Source organism: Streptomyces smaragdinus (genome assembly GCF_009604385.1).
In the GTDB taxonomy this organism is placed as follows: Bacteria; Actinomycetota; Actinomycetes; order Streptomycetales; family Streptomycetaceae; genus Streptomyces; species Streptomyces smaragdinus.
Genome location: NZ_WEGJ01000015.1, coordinates 24,578 through 40,884, shown reverse-complemented (window position 1 = coordinate 40,884; position 16,307 = coordinate 24,578). Strand labels below are relative to the sequence as shown.

19 protein-coding genes and 1 tRNA gene are annotated in these 16,307 nt (G+C 71.7%); 11 read left to right on the top strand and 9 right to left on the bottom strand.

What is annotated here, in order from left to right:
• Positions 1-79: 79 nt before the first annotated feature.
• From SRB5_RS19585 to SRB5_RS19575, 3 genes are all read left to right on the top strand, one after another.
• Positions 80-1,066 (top strand): ATP-binding cassette domain-containing protein, encoded by a 987-nt coding sequence (locus SRB5_RS19585; RefSeq protein ID WP_153453783.1) that lies wholly within the window; start codon positions 80-82, stop codon positions 1,064-1,066.
• The gene (locus SRB5_RS19580; protein WP_153453781.1) at positions 1,063-1,848 is read left to right on the top strand and encodes an ABC transporter permease; all 786 of its coding nucleotides are present in this window, start codon (positions 1,063-1,065) and stop codon (positions 1,846-1,848) included. The genes SRB5_RS19585 and SRB5_RS19580 overlap by 4 nt, the downstream gene beginning before the upstream one ends.
• 94 nt (positions 1,849-1,942) lie before the next feature.
• Positions 1,943-2,830: a UTP--glucose-1-phosphate uridylyltransferase gene (locus SRB5_RS19575; protein WP_153453779.1), complete on the top strand. Its 888-nt coding sequence runs from the start codon at positions 1,943-1,945 to the stop codon at positions 2,828-2,830.
• Between the two features lies 1 nt (position 2,831).
• Here the strand turns inward: SRB5_RS19575 and SRB5_RS19570 are convergent, their stop codons facing one another.
• Positions 2,832-3,746 (bottom strand): LLM class flavin-dependent oxidoreductase, encoded by a 915-nt coding sequence (locus SRB5_RS19570; protein ID WP_153453777.1) that lies wholly within the window; start codon positions 3,744-3,746, stop codon positions 2,832-2,834.
• 286 nt (positions 3,747-4,032) lie between these two features.
• Between SRB5_RS19570 and SRB5_RS19565 the strand changes: the two genes are divergently transcribed.
• Together SRB5_RS19565 and SRB5_RS19560 are read left to right on the top strand one after the other, a co-directional pair.
• Complete coding sequence (locus SRB5_RS19565) at positions 4,033-7,785, top strand: response regulator (protein ID WP_323378160.1); 3,753 nt, start codon at positions 4,033-4,035, stop codon at positions 7,783-7,785.
• Between the two features lie 116 nt (positions 7,786-7,901).
• Positions 7,902-8,387 carry a hypothetical protein gene (locus SRB5_RS19560; RefSeq protein ID WP_153453773.1) on the top strand — a complete coding sequence of 162 codons (486 nt, stop codon included), beginning with the start codon at positions 7,902-7,904 and terminating at the stop codon, positions 8,385-8,387.
• 56 nt (positions 8,388-8,443) lie between these two features.
• Here the strand turns inward: SRB5_RS19560 and SRB5_RS19555 are convergent, their stop codons facing one another.
• Together SRB5_RS19555 and SRB5_RS19550 are read right to left on the bottom strand one after the other, a co-directional pair.
• Positions 8,444-8,848 (bottom strand): DNA-binding protein, encoded by a 405-nt coding sequence (locus SRB5_RS19555; protein WP_228390214.1) that lies wholly within the window; start codon positions 8,846-8,848, stop codon positions 8,444-8,446.
• Positions 8,849-8,868: 20 nt separating this feature from the next.
• Positions 8,869-9,117 (bottom strand): hypothetical protein, encoded by a 249-nt coding sequence (locus SRB5_RS19550; RefSeq protein WP_153453769.1) that lies wholly within the window; start codon positions 9,115-9,117, stop codon positions 8,869-8,871.
• A 153-nt stretch (positions 9,118-9,270) separates the two neighbouring features.
• On the opposite strand from SRB5_RS19550, the gene SRB5_RS19545 reads away from it, so the two are divergent.
• The gene (locus SRB5_RS19545; protein WP_153453767.1) at positions 9,271-9,870 is read left to right on the top strand and encodes an NIPSNAP family protein; all 600 of its coding nucleotides are present in this window, start codon (positions 9,271-9,273) and stop codon (positions 9,868-9,870) included.
• 58 nt (positions 9,871-9,928) lie between these two features.
• Positions 9,929-10,666: a hypothetical protein gene (locus SRB5_RS19540; RefSeq protein ID WP_153453765.1), complete on the top strand. Its 738-nt coding sequence runs from the start codon at positions 9,929-9,931 to the stop codon at positions 10,664-10,666.
• Here SRB5_RS19540 and SRB5_RS19535 read toward each other — a convergent pair.
• On the bottom strand, positions 10,630-11,079 hold the full coding sequence (locus SRB5_RS19535) for an ATP-binding protein (protein ID WP_153453929.1): 450 nt from the start codon (positions 11,077-11,079) through the stop codon (positions 10,630-10,632). The two genes, SRB5_RS19540 and SRB5_RS19535, sit on opposite strands and share 37 nt — an antisense overlap.
• A 150-nt stretch (positions 11,080-11,229) precedes the next feature.
• On the opposite strand from SRB5_RS19535, the gene SRB5_RS19530 reads away from it, so the two are divergent.
• From SRB5_RS19530 to SRB5_RS19520, 3 genes are all read left to right on the top strand, one after another.
• On the top strand, positions 11,230-11,475 hold the full coding sequence (locus SRB5_RS19530; RefSeq protein WP_153453763.1) for a GntR family transcriptional regulator: 246 nt from the start codon (positions 11,230-11,232) through the stop codon (positions 11,473-11,475).
• Positions 11,476-11,506: 31 nt separating this feature from the next.
• Positions 11,507-12,118 (top strand): nitroreductase family protein, encoded by a 612-nt coding sequence (locus tag SRB5_RS19525; RefSeq protein WP_407703942.1) that lies wholly within the window; start codon positions 11,507-11,509, stop codon positions 12,116-12,118.
• 84 nt (positions 12,119-12,202) lie between these two features.
• On the top strand, positions 12,203-13,003 hold the full coding sequence (locus SRB5_RS19520) for a hypothetical protein (RefSeq protein ID WP_323378159.1): 801 nt from the start codon (positions 12,203-12,205) through the stop codon (positions 13,001-13,003).
• Positions 13,004-13,164: 161 nt separating this feature from the next.
• On the opposite strand, the gene SRB5_RS19515 is transcribed toward SRB5_RS19520, so the two are convergent.
• The 4 genes from SRB5_RS19515 to SRB5_RS19500 all read right to left on the bottom strand — a co-directional run bounded on the left by SRB5_RS19515 (position 13,165) and on the right by SRB5_RS19500 (position 14,800).
• Positions 13,165-13,251: transfer RNA gene (locus SRB5_RS19515), tRNA-Ser, on the bottom strand.
• Between the two features lie 10 nt (positions 13,252-13,261).
• Positions 13,262-13,780, bottom strand: coding sequence for a tRNA adenosine(34) deaminase TadA (gene tadA / locus SRB5_RS19510; protein WP_228390226.1), 519 nt, complete (start codon positions 13,778-13,780; stop codon positions 13,262-13,264).
• A complete protein-coding gene (locus SRB5_RS19505; protein ID WP_323378158.1) occupies positions 13,777-14,325 on the bottom strand; it encodes a tRNA adenosine deaminase-associated protein in 549 nt (182 codons plus the stop codon). The genes tadA and SRB5_RS19505 overlap by 4 nt, the downstream gene beginning before the upstream one ends.
• Positions 14,326-14,605: 280 nt before the next feature.
• Positions 14,606-14,800, bottom strand: coding sequence for a hypothetical protein (locus SRB5_RS19500; protein ID WP_153453756.1), 195 nt, complete (start codon positions 14,798-14,800; stop codon positions 14,606-14,608).
• Between the two features lie 129 nt (positions 14,801-14,929).
• Here SRB5_RS19500 and upp point away from each other — a divergent pair, with 129 nt between their 5' ends.
• A complete protein-coding gene (upp, locus tag SRB5_RS19495) occupies positions 14,930-15,565 on the top strand; it encodes a uracil phosphoribosyltransferase (protein WP_153453754.1) in 636 nt (211 codons plus the stop codon).
• Between the two features lie 7 nt (positions 15,566-15,572).
• On the opposite strand, the gene SRB5_RS19490 is transcribed toward upp, so the two are convergent.
• A complete protein-coding gene (locus SRB5_RS19490; protein WP_153453752.1) occupies positions 15,573-16,223 on the bottom strand; it encodes a LytR C-terminal domain-containing protein in 651 nt (216 codons plus the stop codon).
• Between the last annotated feature and the right edge of the window lie 84 nt (positions 16,224-16,307).

Genomic DNA, 16,307 nt, shown 5'->3' with positions numbered 1-16,307 from the left:
ACGTACCCGTTCAGTATCCGCTCGGGCGTGAAATGGCGCTGAAAGGTCGTTGAGCGGAGCGGGTCGCAGACTCCTCCACATGCAGACGACGACACATGAAACCGCGATCGCAGCCAGCGGGCTGCGCAAGTCCTTCGGGGACAAGCTCGTCCTCGACGGCATCGACCTCCACGTCGAGAAGGGCACCATCTTCTCCCTGCTGGGCCCCAACGGCGCCGGCAAGACCACCGCCGTCAATATCCTGTCCACCCTCATCTCCGCCGACGCCGGCGAGATCCGGATCGCGGGGCACGACGTCGCCCGCCAGGCGCAGGCCGTGCGCGCCGCCATCGGTGTGACCGGGCAGTTCTCCGCCGTCGACAACCTGATCACCGGCAACGAGAACATGCTGCTCATGGCCGACCTGCACCACCTCTCGAAGGCCGAGGGGCGGCGCGTGGCCGGGGAGCTGCTCGAGCGGTTCGACCTCGTCGAGGCCGCCGGGAAGCCCGCCTCCACGTACTCCGGCGGCATGAAGCGGCGGCTCGACATCGCCATGACCCTCGTCGGCGACCCGAGCGTCATCTTCCTCGACGAGCCCACCACCGGCCTCGACCCGCGCAGCCGGCACACCATGTGGCAGATCATCCGCGAGCTCGTCTCCGGCGGTACGACCGTCTTCCTCACCACCCAGTACCTCGAGGAGGCCGACCAGCTCGCCGACCGGATCGCCGTACTGAACAACGGGAAGATCGCCGCCGAAGGCACCGCCGAGGAGCTGAAGCGCCTCATCCCCGGCGGCCACATCCGCCTCCGCTTCACCGCCCCCGACACGTACAAGAACGCCGCCGGCAAGCTGCGCGAGGTGTCCCGCGACGACGAGGCGCTGACCCTGCAGATCCCCTCCGGGGGAAGCCAGCGCGAGCTGCGGTCGATCCTCGACTGGCTCGACACCCACGGCATCGAGGCCGACGAGCTCACCGTCCACACCCCGGACCTCGACGACGTGTTCTTCGCCCTGACCGCCCAGCCCGTCCCCGCCCAGCAGAACGCCCCGCAGAACACCGAGAAGGAGAACGCCCGATGAGTACCCTCGCCCTGGCCGTCCGTGACTCGTCCACCATGCTGCGGCGCAACCTGCTGCACGCCCGCCGCTACCCGTCGCTGACCCTCAACCTCCTGCTCACGCCGATCATGCTGCTCCTGCTCTTCGTCTACATCTTCGGCGACACCATGAGCGCCGGCATCGGCGGCGGCGACCGGTCCGACTACGTGGCGTTCCTGCTGCCCGGTCTGCTGCTGATGACCATCGGCTCCACCACCATCGGCACCGCCGTCTCCGTCGCCACCGACATGACCGAGGGGATCATCGCCCGCTTCCGCACCATGGCCATCCACCGCGGGTCCGTCCTCATCGGGCACGTCGTGGGCAGCGTCGTCCAGTCCATCGCCAGCGTCGTCCTCGTCGGCGCCGTCGGGGTGGCGATCGGTTTCCGTTCCACCGACGCCACCGTGGTGGAGTGGCTGGCCGCCCTCGGGCTGCTCGTCCTCTTCACCGTGGCGCTGACCTGGATCGCCGTCGGTATGGGGCTGATCAGCCCGAACGCCGAGGCCGCCTCGAACACCGCGATGCCGCTGATCTTCCTGCCCCTGATCTCCTCCACCTTCGTCCCGATCGACGCGATGCCCGGCTGGTTCCAGCCCATCGCCGAGTACCAGCCCTTCACCCCCGCGATCGAAACCCTCCGCGGTCTGCTGCTGGGTACCGAGATCGGGCACAACGGCTGGCTGGCCCTCGGCTGGTGCGTCGTCCTGACCCTGCTGGGCTACCGCTGGTCCACCGCCACCTTCAACCGCGACTCCAAGTGAGCCGCACCCGGGCGGCGCACCTCGACACGGAGTCGGCGTGCGCCGCCCGCCGGCGTCGTAGGGTGAGGCCGACGACGACCGGAAGGGTACGTACATGGGTGCCGCGATTCGCCGGGCCGTGATCCCCGCCGCCGGGCTCGGGTCGCGGCTGCTGCCGCTGACCAAGGCCACGCCCAAGGAGATGCTCCCCGTCGGCGACAAGCCGGTGATCGAGCACACCGTGCGCGAGCTCATCGACTCCGGGATCACCGACATCACCATCGTGGTGTCCGGCGGCAAGTCCCTGATCCAGGAGCACTTCCGCCCCAACCCGGCGCTCGTCGCCCAGTTGCGCGCCGACGGCAAGACGGCGTACGCCGACGCCGTGGAGGAGGTCGGCGAGCTGTCCCGCGAGGGCCACATCACCTATCTGGACCAGCACGGCCCGTACGGCAACGGCACGCCCGTCCTGAACGCCGCCCGCAACATCGGCGACGAGCCCATGCTGGTCCTCTGGCCGGACGACGTGTTCGTCGCCGAGGTGCCGCGCGCGCAGCAGCTGATCGAGGCGTACGAGACGACCAGCTGCCCCGTCCTCGCGCTGATGCCGATGGCGCCGGCCGACTCGCGGCGCTACGGCGTGCCCGTGGTGCGCGAGGACCTCGGCGAGGGGCTGCTGCGGATCAGCGGGCTGGTGGAGAAGCCGAAGCCGGAGGACGCGCCGTCGTCGTACGCGGCGATCGGCGGGTACGTGATCACGCCGGGGATCGTCGACGAACTCCGCGAGCAGACGAAGCGCTGGTACGAGCACCGTACGGGCGAGATCTATCTGACCGACGCCATCAACGCGTACGCGAACACCCGCGCCGTCTACGGCCAGGTGATCCAGGGCCGCTGGTACGACACGGGTAACCCGCTCGCCTATCTCACCGCCCAGTTCGCCGCCGCCCTAGCCGACCCCGCGTACGGGCCGTCGCTGCGCCGGCTGGCCCAGGAGCTGTAGCTCAGCCCGCCAGCAGCGCTGCCGCCGTGTCGAACGCCGGCTCCCGTACGACGAACCGCGTGATCCCCCACCGCTCCCCGTGCGAAACCAGCTCCGCCCGGATCTCGTCCTCGGTCCCCACCCACACGTAAGGCGTCGCGAGCACGTCCTCCGCCGAGCACCGGAATCGGTCCGCCAGCCGCTCCGCCGCCGCCCCGGCGTCGTCCGTCACCTCGACCAGCTGCACCAGCGCCTCCAGCACCGGCGGCGCCTCCCGCCCCGCCGCGCCCTCGTGCACCAGCGCCACCTGCCGGTCGACCTCCGCCGCGGCGAACCGGGGCAGATGCCGGTGCCCGTCCGCCAGCGTACGCCCCAGGCCGCTGAGCCCCACGACGTCCGCGTGCGCCCCCGCCCAGCGCAGCAGCGTGGAGTTGCCGCCGCCGAAGGTGAACGGGATCCGCTCGCGCACGGGGCGGGGCTCCGTCAGGCGCGCCGCGCGGTGGGTCAGCTCGGGGGCGTCGACGGTGACCTCCTCGCCGGCGAGGAGCGCGCGGATCGCCTCGGCGACCGCCGTGAAGCGCCGTACCCGCCCGTCGACGTCCGGACGCGACGAACCGAGCATCTCCCACTCCGCCGGCGTGTGACCCGTCCCCAGCCCCAGCCGGGCGCGGCCGGCGGACACCACGTCGAGGGTGGCCACGTCGGCGGCCAGCAGCAGCGGTTCGCGGATGCCGCCCTGCGAGACGTACGAACCGAGCTCCAGCCGCTCCGTCACCGCCGCGGCTGCCGCCAGCGCGACGAACGGGGAGGCGCAGCTTCCCGGATGGTCGGGGGCGAGCAGCGCGGCGAAGCCCGCCGCCTCGCAGCGGCGGGCGAGCGCGAGCCAGGAGGGAGCGTCGTTCGGTTCGGCGTCGAGGGAGATCGCGAAAGTCGTCATCACCCCAGACTTCCCAAGGACGGGGGGTCTTCGCCAGGGGTCTCTGCCGACGGCGTAGCAGCCGCACCACGCCCGTGCGCAATCGCTTGTCCGAAGTCCGTCCCGAGGGTGAACCCGGAGGTAAGCGCGTCCTTGCGGGTGGGCCGCCCGAGTGACGATTCTCATCCGCCGTCCCGGTCGCAACCCATGGCCGTAGAATCCTCACCAGACACGGCACGGGGGGCCGCGGGCGGTGTGCGCGTCCGCGGGTGTCGGTGGGATGCGGTCACCAAGGAGGAAGTTCGTCGTGAGCAGCCGGCCATCCCGAGGCGCGGCTCGCCTCGCAGCCATACTCGACGCCCTCCCCGACGCGCTGCTGCTCGTCAACACGAACGGTACGGTCGTCGCCGCGAACCCGGTCGCGATGGAGACGTTCGAGACCCCGGGTACGGCGCTGGTGGGGCGAGGACTCTTCGATCTGCTGCCCGACTTCGACCCCAAGCGGATCCCCGGTTCGATGCGCCGCCCGGACGAGGTCGAAGAGGGGCGCACGCCGCCGACCCGGATGACCGCCCGCCGCACGGACGGCGAGACGTTCACCGCCGAGGTCACCAGCAAGACGCTGGAGGACGGCCAGTCGCCGTACGCGGGGGAGAGCCACTACACCGGCGACGAGCTGCTGATGCTCGTCGTACGGGACCTCACGGGCACCCTCGACACCGAGGCGGAGCTCGCCCGCCAGCGCCGCCAGACGGAGATGATCCTGCGCGCCGCGGCGGAGGGCGTCGTCGGCGTGGACACCGAGGGGCGCATCGTCCTGGTGAACCCGTCCGCCGCGCAGATCCTCGGCTACCGCGCCGGTGAACTCGGCGGCCAGGAGCTGCATCCGCTCGTCCACCACTCGCGTCCCGACGGCAGCGATCTGCCGTACGAGGAGACGCCGATCGCGGACACCCTGCGCTCCGGGCGCAAGCACCGGGTGCGCGGACAGGTGCTGTGGGCGAAGGACGGCAAGGCGGTGCCCGTCGACATGACGACCGCCCCCGTGCGCGACGGCGACCAGCTCGTCGGGGCGGTGCTCGCGTTCACCGACCGGCGGGCGTACGACGCGCTGGCGGCGCGGGAGGCGCAGCTGCGGGCCGTGCTCGACGAGGGGCTGCGCGGGCCGCTGGAGCAGCTGCGCGGGGAGCTCGGGGCGCTGGCCGCCGACTCCGCGGGGCAGCTGTGGCCCGAGGCCAACCAGGTCCTGCATCATCTGGCGGCCGGCTACGGGCGGATGTCCACCCTCATCGAGAGCGTGCTGGGGTATCAGCGCGTCGACGCCGGCAAGGAGAAGCTGCGGCTGGCGGACGTCGGGCTGGACGCCGTCGTGAACGACGCGGTGGAGCGCGCGGTGGAGCTGATCGGCCCCGGGCGGGCCCAGTTCGTCGTGCACGCGCCCGCCATCGCGGTACGGGTCGACGCGGACCGGCTGGCGCAGGCGCTGGCGCACCTCGTGGCGGACGTCGCGGGCGTGGACGCCACCGGGCGGGCACCGGCGACCGGCGGCAGCGGTGACTCGACGATCGTCGTGGCGGCGGCGCAGCGGGGCGATGTCGTACGGATCGAGGTTCGCGGGCCGTTCAGCGGCGGCAACCCGGTGCACGAGCCGCTGGCGCGGGGGATCGTCCGGCTGCATGGCGGCGTGCTGCAGACGCACGAGGTGCCGGGGCCGGGCGGCAGCGCGTACGTGGTCGAGGTTCCGGTGGGCGGTGCCACGGGGGTGCCGGCGCCGGCCAAGGCGCGGGACCGGGCCGGGGAGACGACGGTGATGCCGGAGCCCGCCAAGCACGAGCGGGGGGACGGCGAGGGGGCGTCCGGGGGACGGCGGCGGCGCGTGCCTGTCGTCGAGCCGGACAGCGGTGACGTTTTGATGCCGGAGGGGTCGCAGACGGCTTCTGCGGGCGGTCGGTCCGCCGGGGAGGCGTCCGGGCCCGCCGGCGGGCGGTCCGGTGGGGAGACGTCCGGGGGGCGCAGGCGTCGGGCGGCGCCGGAGTCGGGTCCGGCTACGGGGGTGCCCGATACGTCGGCGGGGTCGGGGCGGCGGCGGCGGGCTGCGCCGGAGGGCGGAGGGGCCGTACCGGTGCCTTCGCAGGCTCCGGCTACCGGTGCCGTTCCGGTGCCGGCTGAGGGTGCTCCCGGTGGGGGGACTCCGGCCGGAGGGACGCCGGCAGGGGGGATTCCGGTTCAGGCGGCTCCCGTGCAGCCGCAGCCGGGCCGGGCTGAGCCCGGTGCGGGTACGCCGCCGCAGGGGACTCCGTCTCCTGCGGGAGGGGTGCCGGCCCAGCACACGCCGCCGCAGGATGCGCCCGTGCAGAGCGCGCCGCCGCGCCAGATCCCGCCGCAGAACATCCCGGCCCAGGGCACCCCGCCCCAGGCCACCCCCGCCGCGCACGGCACCCCGCCGCACGGCACCAGCGCCGGGCGGCGCAGGCGGCCGGTGGGCACCGGCCCCGGGTCCGTACCGGGATCCGAGCAGCCGGAGCCCGTCGCCGCCCCCGCCCCCGCCCCGCAGCCGTCGCCGAGCGGTCGCCGGCGCCGTGCGGAGGGTCCCGGCGGTCCCGGCGCCGAACCGGCGTCCCCCGCTGCCGCCACCGCGCTCGCCGAGGCCGGGCAGCACGCCCCCGAGGGCGACGACTGGTGGGCCGAGGACCCGGCGAACAGCGCCGCGGTGAGCCAGCAGGCCGCCGCTCCCGCCGCCCCCAAGCGCCCCCGGCGGGCCCTCGCGACGGACGTCGCCGACCGCCGCGTACCGGACCAGTCCTCCACCCCGGCAGAGCTCCCGCCCGCCCCCGCCGCGGAGCCCCCGGCCCCCGAACCGGCGCCGGTCGCCGCGCAGCCCGCTCCCGTACAGCCGGCCTCCGTACCGCAGCCCCCCGCGCCCGCGCCGCCGGAGCCCGCCCCCGAGGACCCCGACGACCCGAGCGCCACCCGCCGGTTCGCGCGGGCGGTGCCCCGGCCGACCCCGCCGCCGCTGCCGCAGGCGCAGCCCGGGGGGATCAGCGTCCGCACGCTCGGCCACGGCGTCGCGTTCACCGACCAGATCGCCGGCCGGACGGACGCCGCCAACCGCCGCCGCCTCGGCACGCCTCCGCACGGCACCCCCGTACCGCAGGTGCGACCGCATCCGCAGCCGGACGAGCGCGACCGGCGGCGGGACGCGATCGGGCGGGCGTTCTCGATCGAGCCCTCGGAGACCTCCCCCGTGGAGACCCCCGAGCCGCTCGACGCCCCGCACGGGGTCCGCGAGGTCGCGCCGGAGCAGAGCGCGCCGCCGCTGCCGATGGACGACGAGCTGCCGCCCGAGCCGCTGGACAACCCCCGGCGGCTGCTGGTCTGGCCCGAGCCCGACGAGGCGACGGAGCAGGCCCTGACGACCCGCGGCTACCGCCCGGTCATCGTCCGCTCCCGCGAGGAGGTGGACGCGCAGATCGAGGCGTACCCGGCGGCGCTGTTCGTCGACCCGCTGACGGGCCCGATCACCCGGACCGCGCTGCAGTCCCTGCGTACGGCCGCGGTGGCCGCCTCGGTGCCGGTGCTGGTCACGGCGGGGCTCGGCCAGGCGACGCGGGAGGCGGCGTACGGCGCCGATCCGGCCGTCCTGCTGAAGGCGCTGGCCCCGCGCGACAGCGAGCAGCATCCGTCGCGGGTGCTGCTGTTCGAGGAGGACGAGGACATCGCGGCGGCCCTGACGGCCGCGCTGGAGCGGCGCGGGATGCAGGTCGGGCAGGCGGCGCAGGACGAGGCGGCGGTCGAGCTGGCCACGCAGATGCGGCCGAACCTGGTGGTGATGGACCTGATGCAGGTGCGTCGCCGGCGGGCCGGGCTGGTCGACTGGCTGAGCGCGAACGGGCTGCTGGCGCGGACGCCGATGGTCGTCTACACCTCCGTGGACATCGACCGGCACGAGCTGCCGCGGCTGCGGTCGGGCGAGACGGTGCTGTTCCTGGCGGAGCGGTCGACGAGTGCGGAGGTGCAGGGGCGGATCGTCGATCTGCTGGCGAAAATCGGCGCGAACTGAGCTCCCGGAGGGGTTGACGGCAGGGCCTTCGTTGACAGGCCCTGCCGTCGTCGGTAGGTGACAGGTCGTTCGTTGTGAACATGACATAGCTGTCACCCTCGAGGAGGAAGGTTCAGATGAAACGCACCCGTGTTCTAGCCGCCCTCGCCGCCGTCCCGACCGTGCTCGCCCTCGCCACGTCCGCCCAGGCGGCGGCCTACACCCAACCGTTCGCCGCCGACTCCGGCGACGCCTGCCTCTACGGCACCACCGAAGGCACCCTCGACTGGAACTACGCGAGCGATTCGGCGATCGTTGTGGACACCGTCGACGTCAAGGGCCGCCTGTCCGACAAGCCCACGCTGGTGGCCGACCCGACGAACTGCCGGAGCGACGGCTTCAACAGCACCGCCACCTTCACCGCGTACTCCGGCACCCGTGCCGTCGACAGCAACTCCGCCACCGCCGACAACGGCACCGTCGCCTTCTCGTTCACCCTGGGTAAGGCCTGGTCGGCGGGCCCGGTCGACCGCGTAGTGGTCCAGGTCTGCCGCCACCCGATCTTCACGCTCCCCCCGTCGTACTGCGGCAAGGAGGTCACGTACACGCTCCGCATCGCGTGATTCCCGCCTCTCGCCCGGAGGCTGCGGCCAGCCGGGCGGGAGGTGATGTCGGGCTGTCAGATGCGGACCCACTCCACCGGGGTGCTGCGGTCGATCGAGGCCGCATGGCAGAGCTTGGGAATGTGGGAGCCATCGGTGGACGCGACCTTGACGGGACCGGGTGAACCGGCTGCCGTAGCCACCACCAGCGAGTCCACGACATTCTCGTGCCCGTCGAGCCCCGAGTCCTCCAGCAGCCGTGCGGCCCGATCGGCGACGGCCTCGGTGGCGGGGAAGGCCGTGAGCCGGGAACGAAGCCACGCCAGCCGCCGTGCGGCCTGTCCGGTCCTGCGGACCTCAGCGAGACTGACGGCCGAAATCGCGGCCGCGTAGCCCTCGGACTCGGCGACCTTGAGCATCAGGGTCATCCGCCGGTCCTGATCGGCCAGCAGGGACAAGGGCTCGGCGTCGAGAACGAACAAGGCCTGAGGGAAGGGCGCCGCTACTCGCCGTGCCATGCCCGACGGGCCTCCTCGATCTCCTCGGCGGTGAACGGGCCGTGCTCCCGCTCGTAATCCTCGACGATCTCTCTGGTCTTGGTCAGGGCGAGAGCGTGCGCGATCGCCTCGGACACGAAGCGGGAGAAGCCGCGCGCCCCGGTGCGGGCCTCGACTTCACGGGCCAGTGACCGGGGGATGGTGACGGACTTCTTGACGGTGGCGTCGTCCGCGGGTGCGTGCTCGATTGCCATGCGGTCATTATCCCACTACAAGTAGGACTTCTGTCCAGCCGGTAGCAAATGACCTTCGAGCGGCGTGACCGCTCCGACAGACACTGACGCCACCTGTCAGGGGACTCCTCCTATGGTCGATCACCGGACCATGCCCCGAACGAGGAGTCCCTCATGTCCGTGATCGAACTCCGCCAGTACACGCTCCGCCCCGGCCGCCGCGACGAGCTCATCGACCTCTTCGACCGCGAGTTCGTGGATCCCCAGGAGGAGGCCGGCATGTCCGTCCTGGGCCAGTTCCGCGACCTGGACGACCCGGACCGCTTCGTCTGGCTCCGCGGCTTCCCGGACATGACCACCCGCCACCGCGCCCTGACGACCTTCTACGACGGCCCGGTCTGGGCGAAGCACGGCCCCGCGGCGAACGCCACGATGCTCGACTCGGACAACGTCCTCCTCCTCCGCCCCCTCACCCCATTGCCCACCCTCCCGGCCCGACCCGCTCCCGGCACCCCACCCCCCGGCACCTGCGTGTCCGCGACCATCTGGCCCACCCCACCGGGCGCCCCCGCCACCGAAGCCCCGTTCCTCACCCTGACCACGGAGCCCTCAACGAACACCTTCACCCGCCTCCCGGTCCGCACGGGGGAGAACGTCACGGTGACGCTGACGCGGTACCCGGGCGAGGCCACCTTCGAGCGCGACCACCCCCGCGTCCAGACGACCGCCCAAACCCTCCGCCTGTCGCCCACGGGCCGCTCGCTCATCCGCTGACTACTCCGCCTCCATGCTGGTGGGCCAGGCATTCCCCTCGGAGACGTACCATCCCGCCATGCTCACGCAACCCACGGGCCAGGCCCAGGGCCCCTACGACGCGGCGTTCCTGCCGCGACTGCAGATGACCCTGCGCCCGGCCGACGAACCGGTGACGGAGCCGGTGGCCAAGTTCGGCGGACAGCCGGTGTGGCTCGACGAGCCGGCCTGGCCAGTGAACCCGCGGACCGAGGAGCCGCTGGTGTTCATCGGCCAGTTCCGGGTGCCGGGGGAAGAGGTACGCCTGGCCTACCTCTTTCTGGACGAGGACGGCAGGATAATGGGCATGTACCCGACCGACGGCGAGGCGGTGGTGCTCACCCAGCCCGACGGAAGAGTGCCTCCGTTCGCGGTGATCGGCCCGCCCGGGACTCAGGGGAGGACGCTGTGGCGCTGGGGTCGCGACGAGACACCGATCCCTGTCGAATACCTCGTCGACCTTGAGCCGCCGACCCCGGAGTCGGACGCGGAGACGGACAAGATGGCCGCGTGGGGGCGCAGCCTGCGTCAGGAGGGGCCCGAGATCGATCTGCCGTGTGGCGATGTACTCGAGGACTTCCTGGGTGGCACCGCCGTGTTCCCCAACCATCGCGCCTTCGAATTGGAGAACGATTCCTGGCAGTTCCTCTGCCAGTTCACCGACCGGGGAGAGGAAGAAGAGGGCTACCCGTTCTTCCTCAACTTCGGCTACGGCAGCGGCTTTGTTTTCCTTAGCCCGGATCACCGCGAGGGCCGCTTCCTGGCCGACTGCGGCTGAGGTCTGCGCGTGGCAACCGCCCACACAACTTTCCCCCAGCGGCGCTTGTCGATCCCCCATTGCTCTGCCAGGGCCCCCACGAGCATCAATCCACGCCCGCCGCCCTCGTCGTCCTCCGGCTTGCGGGGCATCGGCGACGCGTGCGAGAAGTCCGCCACGGCCACGCGTACCGCTTGAGGCGCGATGTGCTCGACGGACACTCGTACGCAGTTGCGCCTGCCGTGCTGGACGGCGTTCGTGATCAGCTCCGAGGCGATCAGGGCGGCGTCGTCGGCCAAGTCCTCCAGCCTCCATACGGTCAGTGCGGTGTGCACCAGCCGTCGGGCTATGGCCGCGCTTTCCGGCTTGCGTGGCAGCGTCTCGCTGTACCAGGGATGGTCGGCGGTTCGAACTCGCGTTGCTGGTTGCGCCATGTCGATCTGCTTTCTCGGATCGTCCCGGCCCCGGCAGCGTTTGCGCGCTTGGAGGGCCATTGTCTGATCAGCGTGTAGCCACTGTACTACCCCCTACTAGCCTCTGGGGTAGCTATGGTGAGACGGCCATGGTCGCCTAGTTTCGTGATCATGACCGAAATCGACCGAGAGGGCCCCGTCCCGCCGTACCGGCAGATCGCCGCGATCCTCCGCGACCGGATCGCGACGGGCGAGATCCCTCCGGGTCGGCGCATCCCGTCCCTGGTCGAGCTCGAGGCGGAGTTCGCGGTGGCCCGTGACACGCTCCGCAAGGCCGTCCAGGTCCTCAAGGACGAAGGCCTGGTGGAGACCGTCACGGGTATGGGCATCTACGTGCGGACGCCGGACGGCACCTGAATCGGGCGCCGCCACCTCGGCAGGAATGCGGATGTGGCTACGCCTGTTGCAGCGGGACATGCGCCCCGACCCCAAGCCGCCCGGCGGCATCCACCCCCTGCTGGCCGGGCGGTTCAGCCCCTACCGATTCGATCCGTCGGCCGGTGTCGACGATCACGCCCTGGCTCTTCTGCTGGAGGCCGCGCGATGGGCGCCGTCCGCCGGGAACTCGCAGCCGTGGGGGTTTCTCGCGAGCCGGCCCGGTGAGGTGGGGCACGAGCGGGTGGTCCGGCACCTGGCCCCCAGCTCCGCCCGGTGGGCGGTGGATGCGGGGCTGCTCGTCGTCGCCCTGGCGCGTCGCTACGTCGACGACAGCGAGCTGCTCTACTCCGAGTTCGCGGACTATGACCTCGGGCAGGCTGTCGGGCACATGACCGTCCAGGCTCAGGCGATGGGGCTGGCCGCGCATCAGTTCCGGGCCTTCGACCTGGAAGGCCTTACCAAGGAGCTGAACCCGGATCCGGGCTGGGTGATCGTCTCCATGGTCGCGCTCGGCAAGGCGTCCGGAGCGATGCCGGAGGGCCGTGAGCGGCGTAGCGTCGTCGAGCTGCTGTCGGCGCCTTGGTCTGCCGGGGGCACGGAGCCCTACGTTCACGAGCCGTAGGGCTGTTCGATCCCGTACTCGCGCTGGCGATGCGGACGCCCGCGAATGAGACGGAAAGCGAGACGGGCGGTGTAATCTCCGCCCGTGACGAGTCGGGACAACGAGACCGCAGACCTGCGAGAGGCCGCCCTGCCTCACTACCAAGTGATTCTCGACAGTACCGACTGGGCTTCGCTCGAGACGCCGTCCGGAATGGGCGCATCCCTTCCAAAAGCACTGGCACGTCTCGTTGACCACGATCCCGCCGTCAGGAAGGCCGCGATCGCCGACGTGATCGGCGTGATAGAGCACCAGAACACCATCTACGGAGTCACTGCACCCGTGGCAACGTACGTTGCGGCAATCCTGAGTCACCCGGCCACCGAGTCGGGCGACTACTTCGAGAACGGTGAGGAAGCACAGCACTACCCGACCCGCGCGGCACTTCTGGAATGGCTCGGCAGCGCTGCCTACGAAGCCGCCGACGAAGTTGTGGCTATCGGCGAACGCCATTGGAATGGGGAGTTTCTTGCCGACTACCCCGCGATGCGTGCTTTCCGGGACCTACGGCCCTTGCTCCACTCTGCGGTCCACCCATTGCTCAGCCATCACCACGCGGCTGTGCGCGAGGAGGCACTCATGGCTGCCATTCCCCTGGTGGAGCACCCTGCGCTCACTTCACACCAAGACGAACTTGCCGGTCACGCACACGTCTGGCTGTCCACCGGCTCCCATATCGGCAAGCGCGCCTTCGTCCTGGAGGCTCTGAAGGCATGGGGACACGACACCACCGCTTTTGAGAACGCCGACGACTTGGCCGAACGCGAACGCTGCGCCCGTCTGGAGGCCGAACGCTCGGGCGACCCTTGGGGAAGCCTCGGCTGCAGCGAGATCCCGTCGTTCTGACGCAGAGCCTGGAGAGGGACGGCCGGACGGACGGCCCCCGACGAGGCCGACGACGAATCTTCCGGAGCGCTCGAACCCGTGAAGTGAGACGCAAACTGAGACCCTGCAAAACGTGGGGCCCGGTCCATCTGGACCGGGCCCCACGTTTGTCCTGCTCAGAGCGGTAGCGGAGGGATTTGAACCCTCGGTGGAGTTGCCCCCACACTCGCTTTCGAGGCGAGCTCCTTCGGCCGCTCGGACACGCTACCGTCGGAGAGCTTAGCTCACCTCGGGGGCAGATTTGAAATCGGTTGTTCGTGTGGGCTCGGGTGAGCGGAAGAACGAGGTCAGGAGGGATGAGGACGCGGACGCCAGGACGCCCGCGACGACCTCCGGGCGGTGGTTGAGGCGGCGGTCGCGCAGCGCGTCCCAGAGGGAGCCCGCCGCGCCCGTCTTCTCCTCCGTTGCGCCGTAGACGACCCGGTCCACCCGGGCCAGGACCGCCGCGCCCGCGCACATCGTGCACGGCTCCAGCGTCACGACCAGGGTGCACCCCGCCAGCCGCCAGCCGCCCAGGCGCACGGCGGCGGCGCGGATCGCCAGGATCTCCGCGTGCGCCGTGGGGTCGCCGGTGGCCTCGCGGGCGTTGCGGCCCGACCCCAGCACCGTGCCGTCGGGGCCCAGCACGACCGCCCCCACCGGTACGTCACCGGTGAGGAGGGCCGCCCGGGCCTCCGCCAGGGCGAGGCGCATGGGACCCGTCCAGGGGTCCCGTACCGGATCGGGGGGCGCCGTCAGCGGACCGTCTCCAGTACGTCGGCGGCTCCCAGCGCCTCGGCGATCGTGCCGAGGGCGTCGTCGGCGAGCGTGAGCAGCTCGCGCTCCCCGATCCCCAGATCGTCCAGCAGCCTCGGGTCGCCGACCGGTCCCGCCGGGACCGCGTGCGCCGGGTCGCCGGCCTCCTCCTCGTCCTCCTCCCGGCCGCCCGGCCCGTCGTCCTCGATGTCGAGGTCGACGAGCTCGTCGAGGGCGGCGTCCTCGGCCGCCGCGGCGTCCGGGTCGCGGCCGAGCATCTCGTCGGTGAGCAGCAGCTCCCCGTACGAGCTGCGGCTGGCGGCGGCGGCGTCCGAGACGAAGATACGGGGGTCGTCCTCACCGTCGACCCGGACGATGCCGAACCAGGCATCCTCCTGCTCGATGAAGACCAGCACCGTCTCGTCGTCGTCGGCGGCGGACTCCCGTGCCAGATCGGCCAGATCGGCCAGGGTCTCCACATCGTCGAGCTCTGTGTCGCTCGCTTCCCACCCGTCTTCGGTGCGCGCGAGCAGTGCGGCGAAGTACACCGTGACTCTCCCACTGGTCCTAGGTGTCCTGGGCCGGGCGGTGTGGAAACCGGATGCTCCGCCCTGCCGCCGATCGCGTCGTCCGCGGCCGCCGACAGGCCCGCCCACCTCCGCATCGTGGCAGAAACTTCCCGCTCGCGCGGTGTCTTCCACGTTGCGTCGTAGAGGATAAAGGTTGCGAATCCGTTGCTGTGACCGGGTGTGACTTATCGGTGTTCCGCCTGTTGCCGTCATCGCCCGTACGACGGCCGCCCGATGGGGCCGCGGGGGCCTCGTACCGTCACCACCGGAACGTACGCATCCGCATCTGCAGACGCATCCGTGCCGCCCGCGCGCGCCGCGGCCGGACCCGGTCCCGCAGGGCCTGCGCCTCGTGCAGCTCGCGCAGGAACACCGCCCGCCGTCGCAGCCGGTCGGCGCGCGATTCGGCGAGCGGACGGCCGCTGCGCAGATCGACGGACGGCTCGGACGACATGAGGGTGCTCCGCTTTCGCTGATGCTTTGGCCACAGATCCTTCCCCTCGCGGGCCGCTCCCAAGCGCCCGGGGGATCGCCGGTGACGGGCGGGGAGCGCGGCGGGCGGAGCCTCGGTTACTGTCGAGTCATGCGGATTCATGTCGTCGATCACCCCCTCGTGGCGCACAAGCTCACCACCCTGCGCGACGAGCGCACCGACTCCCCCACCTTCCGCCGGCTCGCCGACGAGCTGGTGACCCTGCTGGCGTACGAGGCCACCCGGGACGTGCGCACCGAGCAGGTCGACATCCGGACCCCGGTCACCGGTACGACCGGTGTGCGCCTGGCCCGGCCGCGGCCGCTGGTGGTGCCCATCCTGCGGGCGGGGCTGGGGATGCTCGAGGGGCTCGTACGGCTGCTGCCGACCGCCGAGGTCGGCTTCATGGGCATGATCCGCAACGAGGAGACGCTGCAGGCCAGCACGTACGCCACCCGGATGCCCGAGGATCTCTCCGGCCGCCAGGTGTACGTCGTGGACCCGATGCTGGCCACCGGCGGCACGCTGATCGCCGCGATCCGCGAGCTGATGAAGCGCGGGGCGGACGACGTCACGGCGATCTGTCTGCTGGCCGCGCCGGAGGGCGTGGAGGCGATGGAGCGCGAGCTCGCCGGGAAGCCGGTCACCGTGGTGACGGCGGCCCTCGACGAGCGGCTGAACGACCAGGGGTACATCGTTCCCGGCCTCGGTGACGCCGGGGACCGGATGTACGGGGTCGTCGACTAGGAGTCGGCTAACAGCCCGCCGAAGGCTTCGTCAGGGGCTTCGACAGCGCCCGCAGCGCCGCGTCCGCCGCGGGCTTCGGCGCGAGCCTCGTGAAGTCGTCGCCCAGGATCAGGTCGAGGGTCTTCGCGTCGCGGGCGTCCGCCTTGGCCTCGGCGCCCGGCAGTTGGGTGCCGAGGACCTTCAGGCCCGCGTCGACGGCGGCCGGCGGGCCCAGGAGGACGCCGGCGCCCTTGACCTTCTTGTCGTACTCGGGCGGCGCGTTGTCGACCTCGCCGATCTTGAACCCGCGCTTCTTCAGCTCCGCGGCGGTCTTGTCCGCCAGACCCGTACGGGTGGTGGCGTTGAACACGTTGACGGTGAGGGTCGCGGGCTTCGGCAGCGGGGCCGCGGTGTCCTTGGCGGAGGACGTGGAGGCCGGCGCGCTCTTCGGCTTGCACTCCGAGGCGCGGCCCGCGGTCGTACGCGCTCCGTCCGCGCCGTCGTCGCCGCCGAAGGCGTCGACCAGTTGCACCGCGCCCACCCCGAGAAGGGTGACCAGTGCGGCGGCGGAAGTCAGCAGCAGCACGGTGCGACGGCGTCGGGTACGGCGCATTCTGGGGTACTTGGTGCCCTTGATGCGGTACTCGCCGCCCATGCCGGGGGGCGTCAGCATGCTCATGGGGCGCAGCGTAGTGCGCTCCGGCAGCCGTGCCTAATAAATGATCAAAGGGTTCCCGGATGCCCCCCGAACGGGGCAACCGCC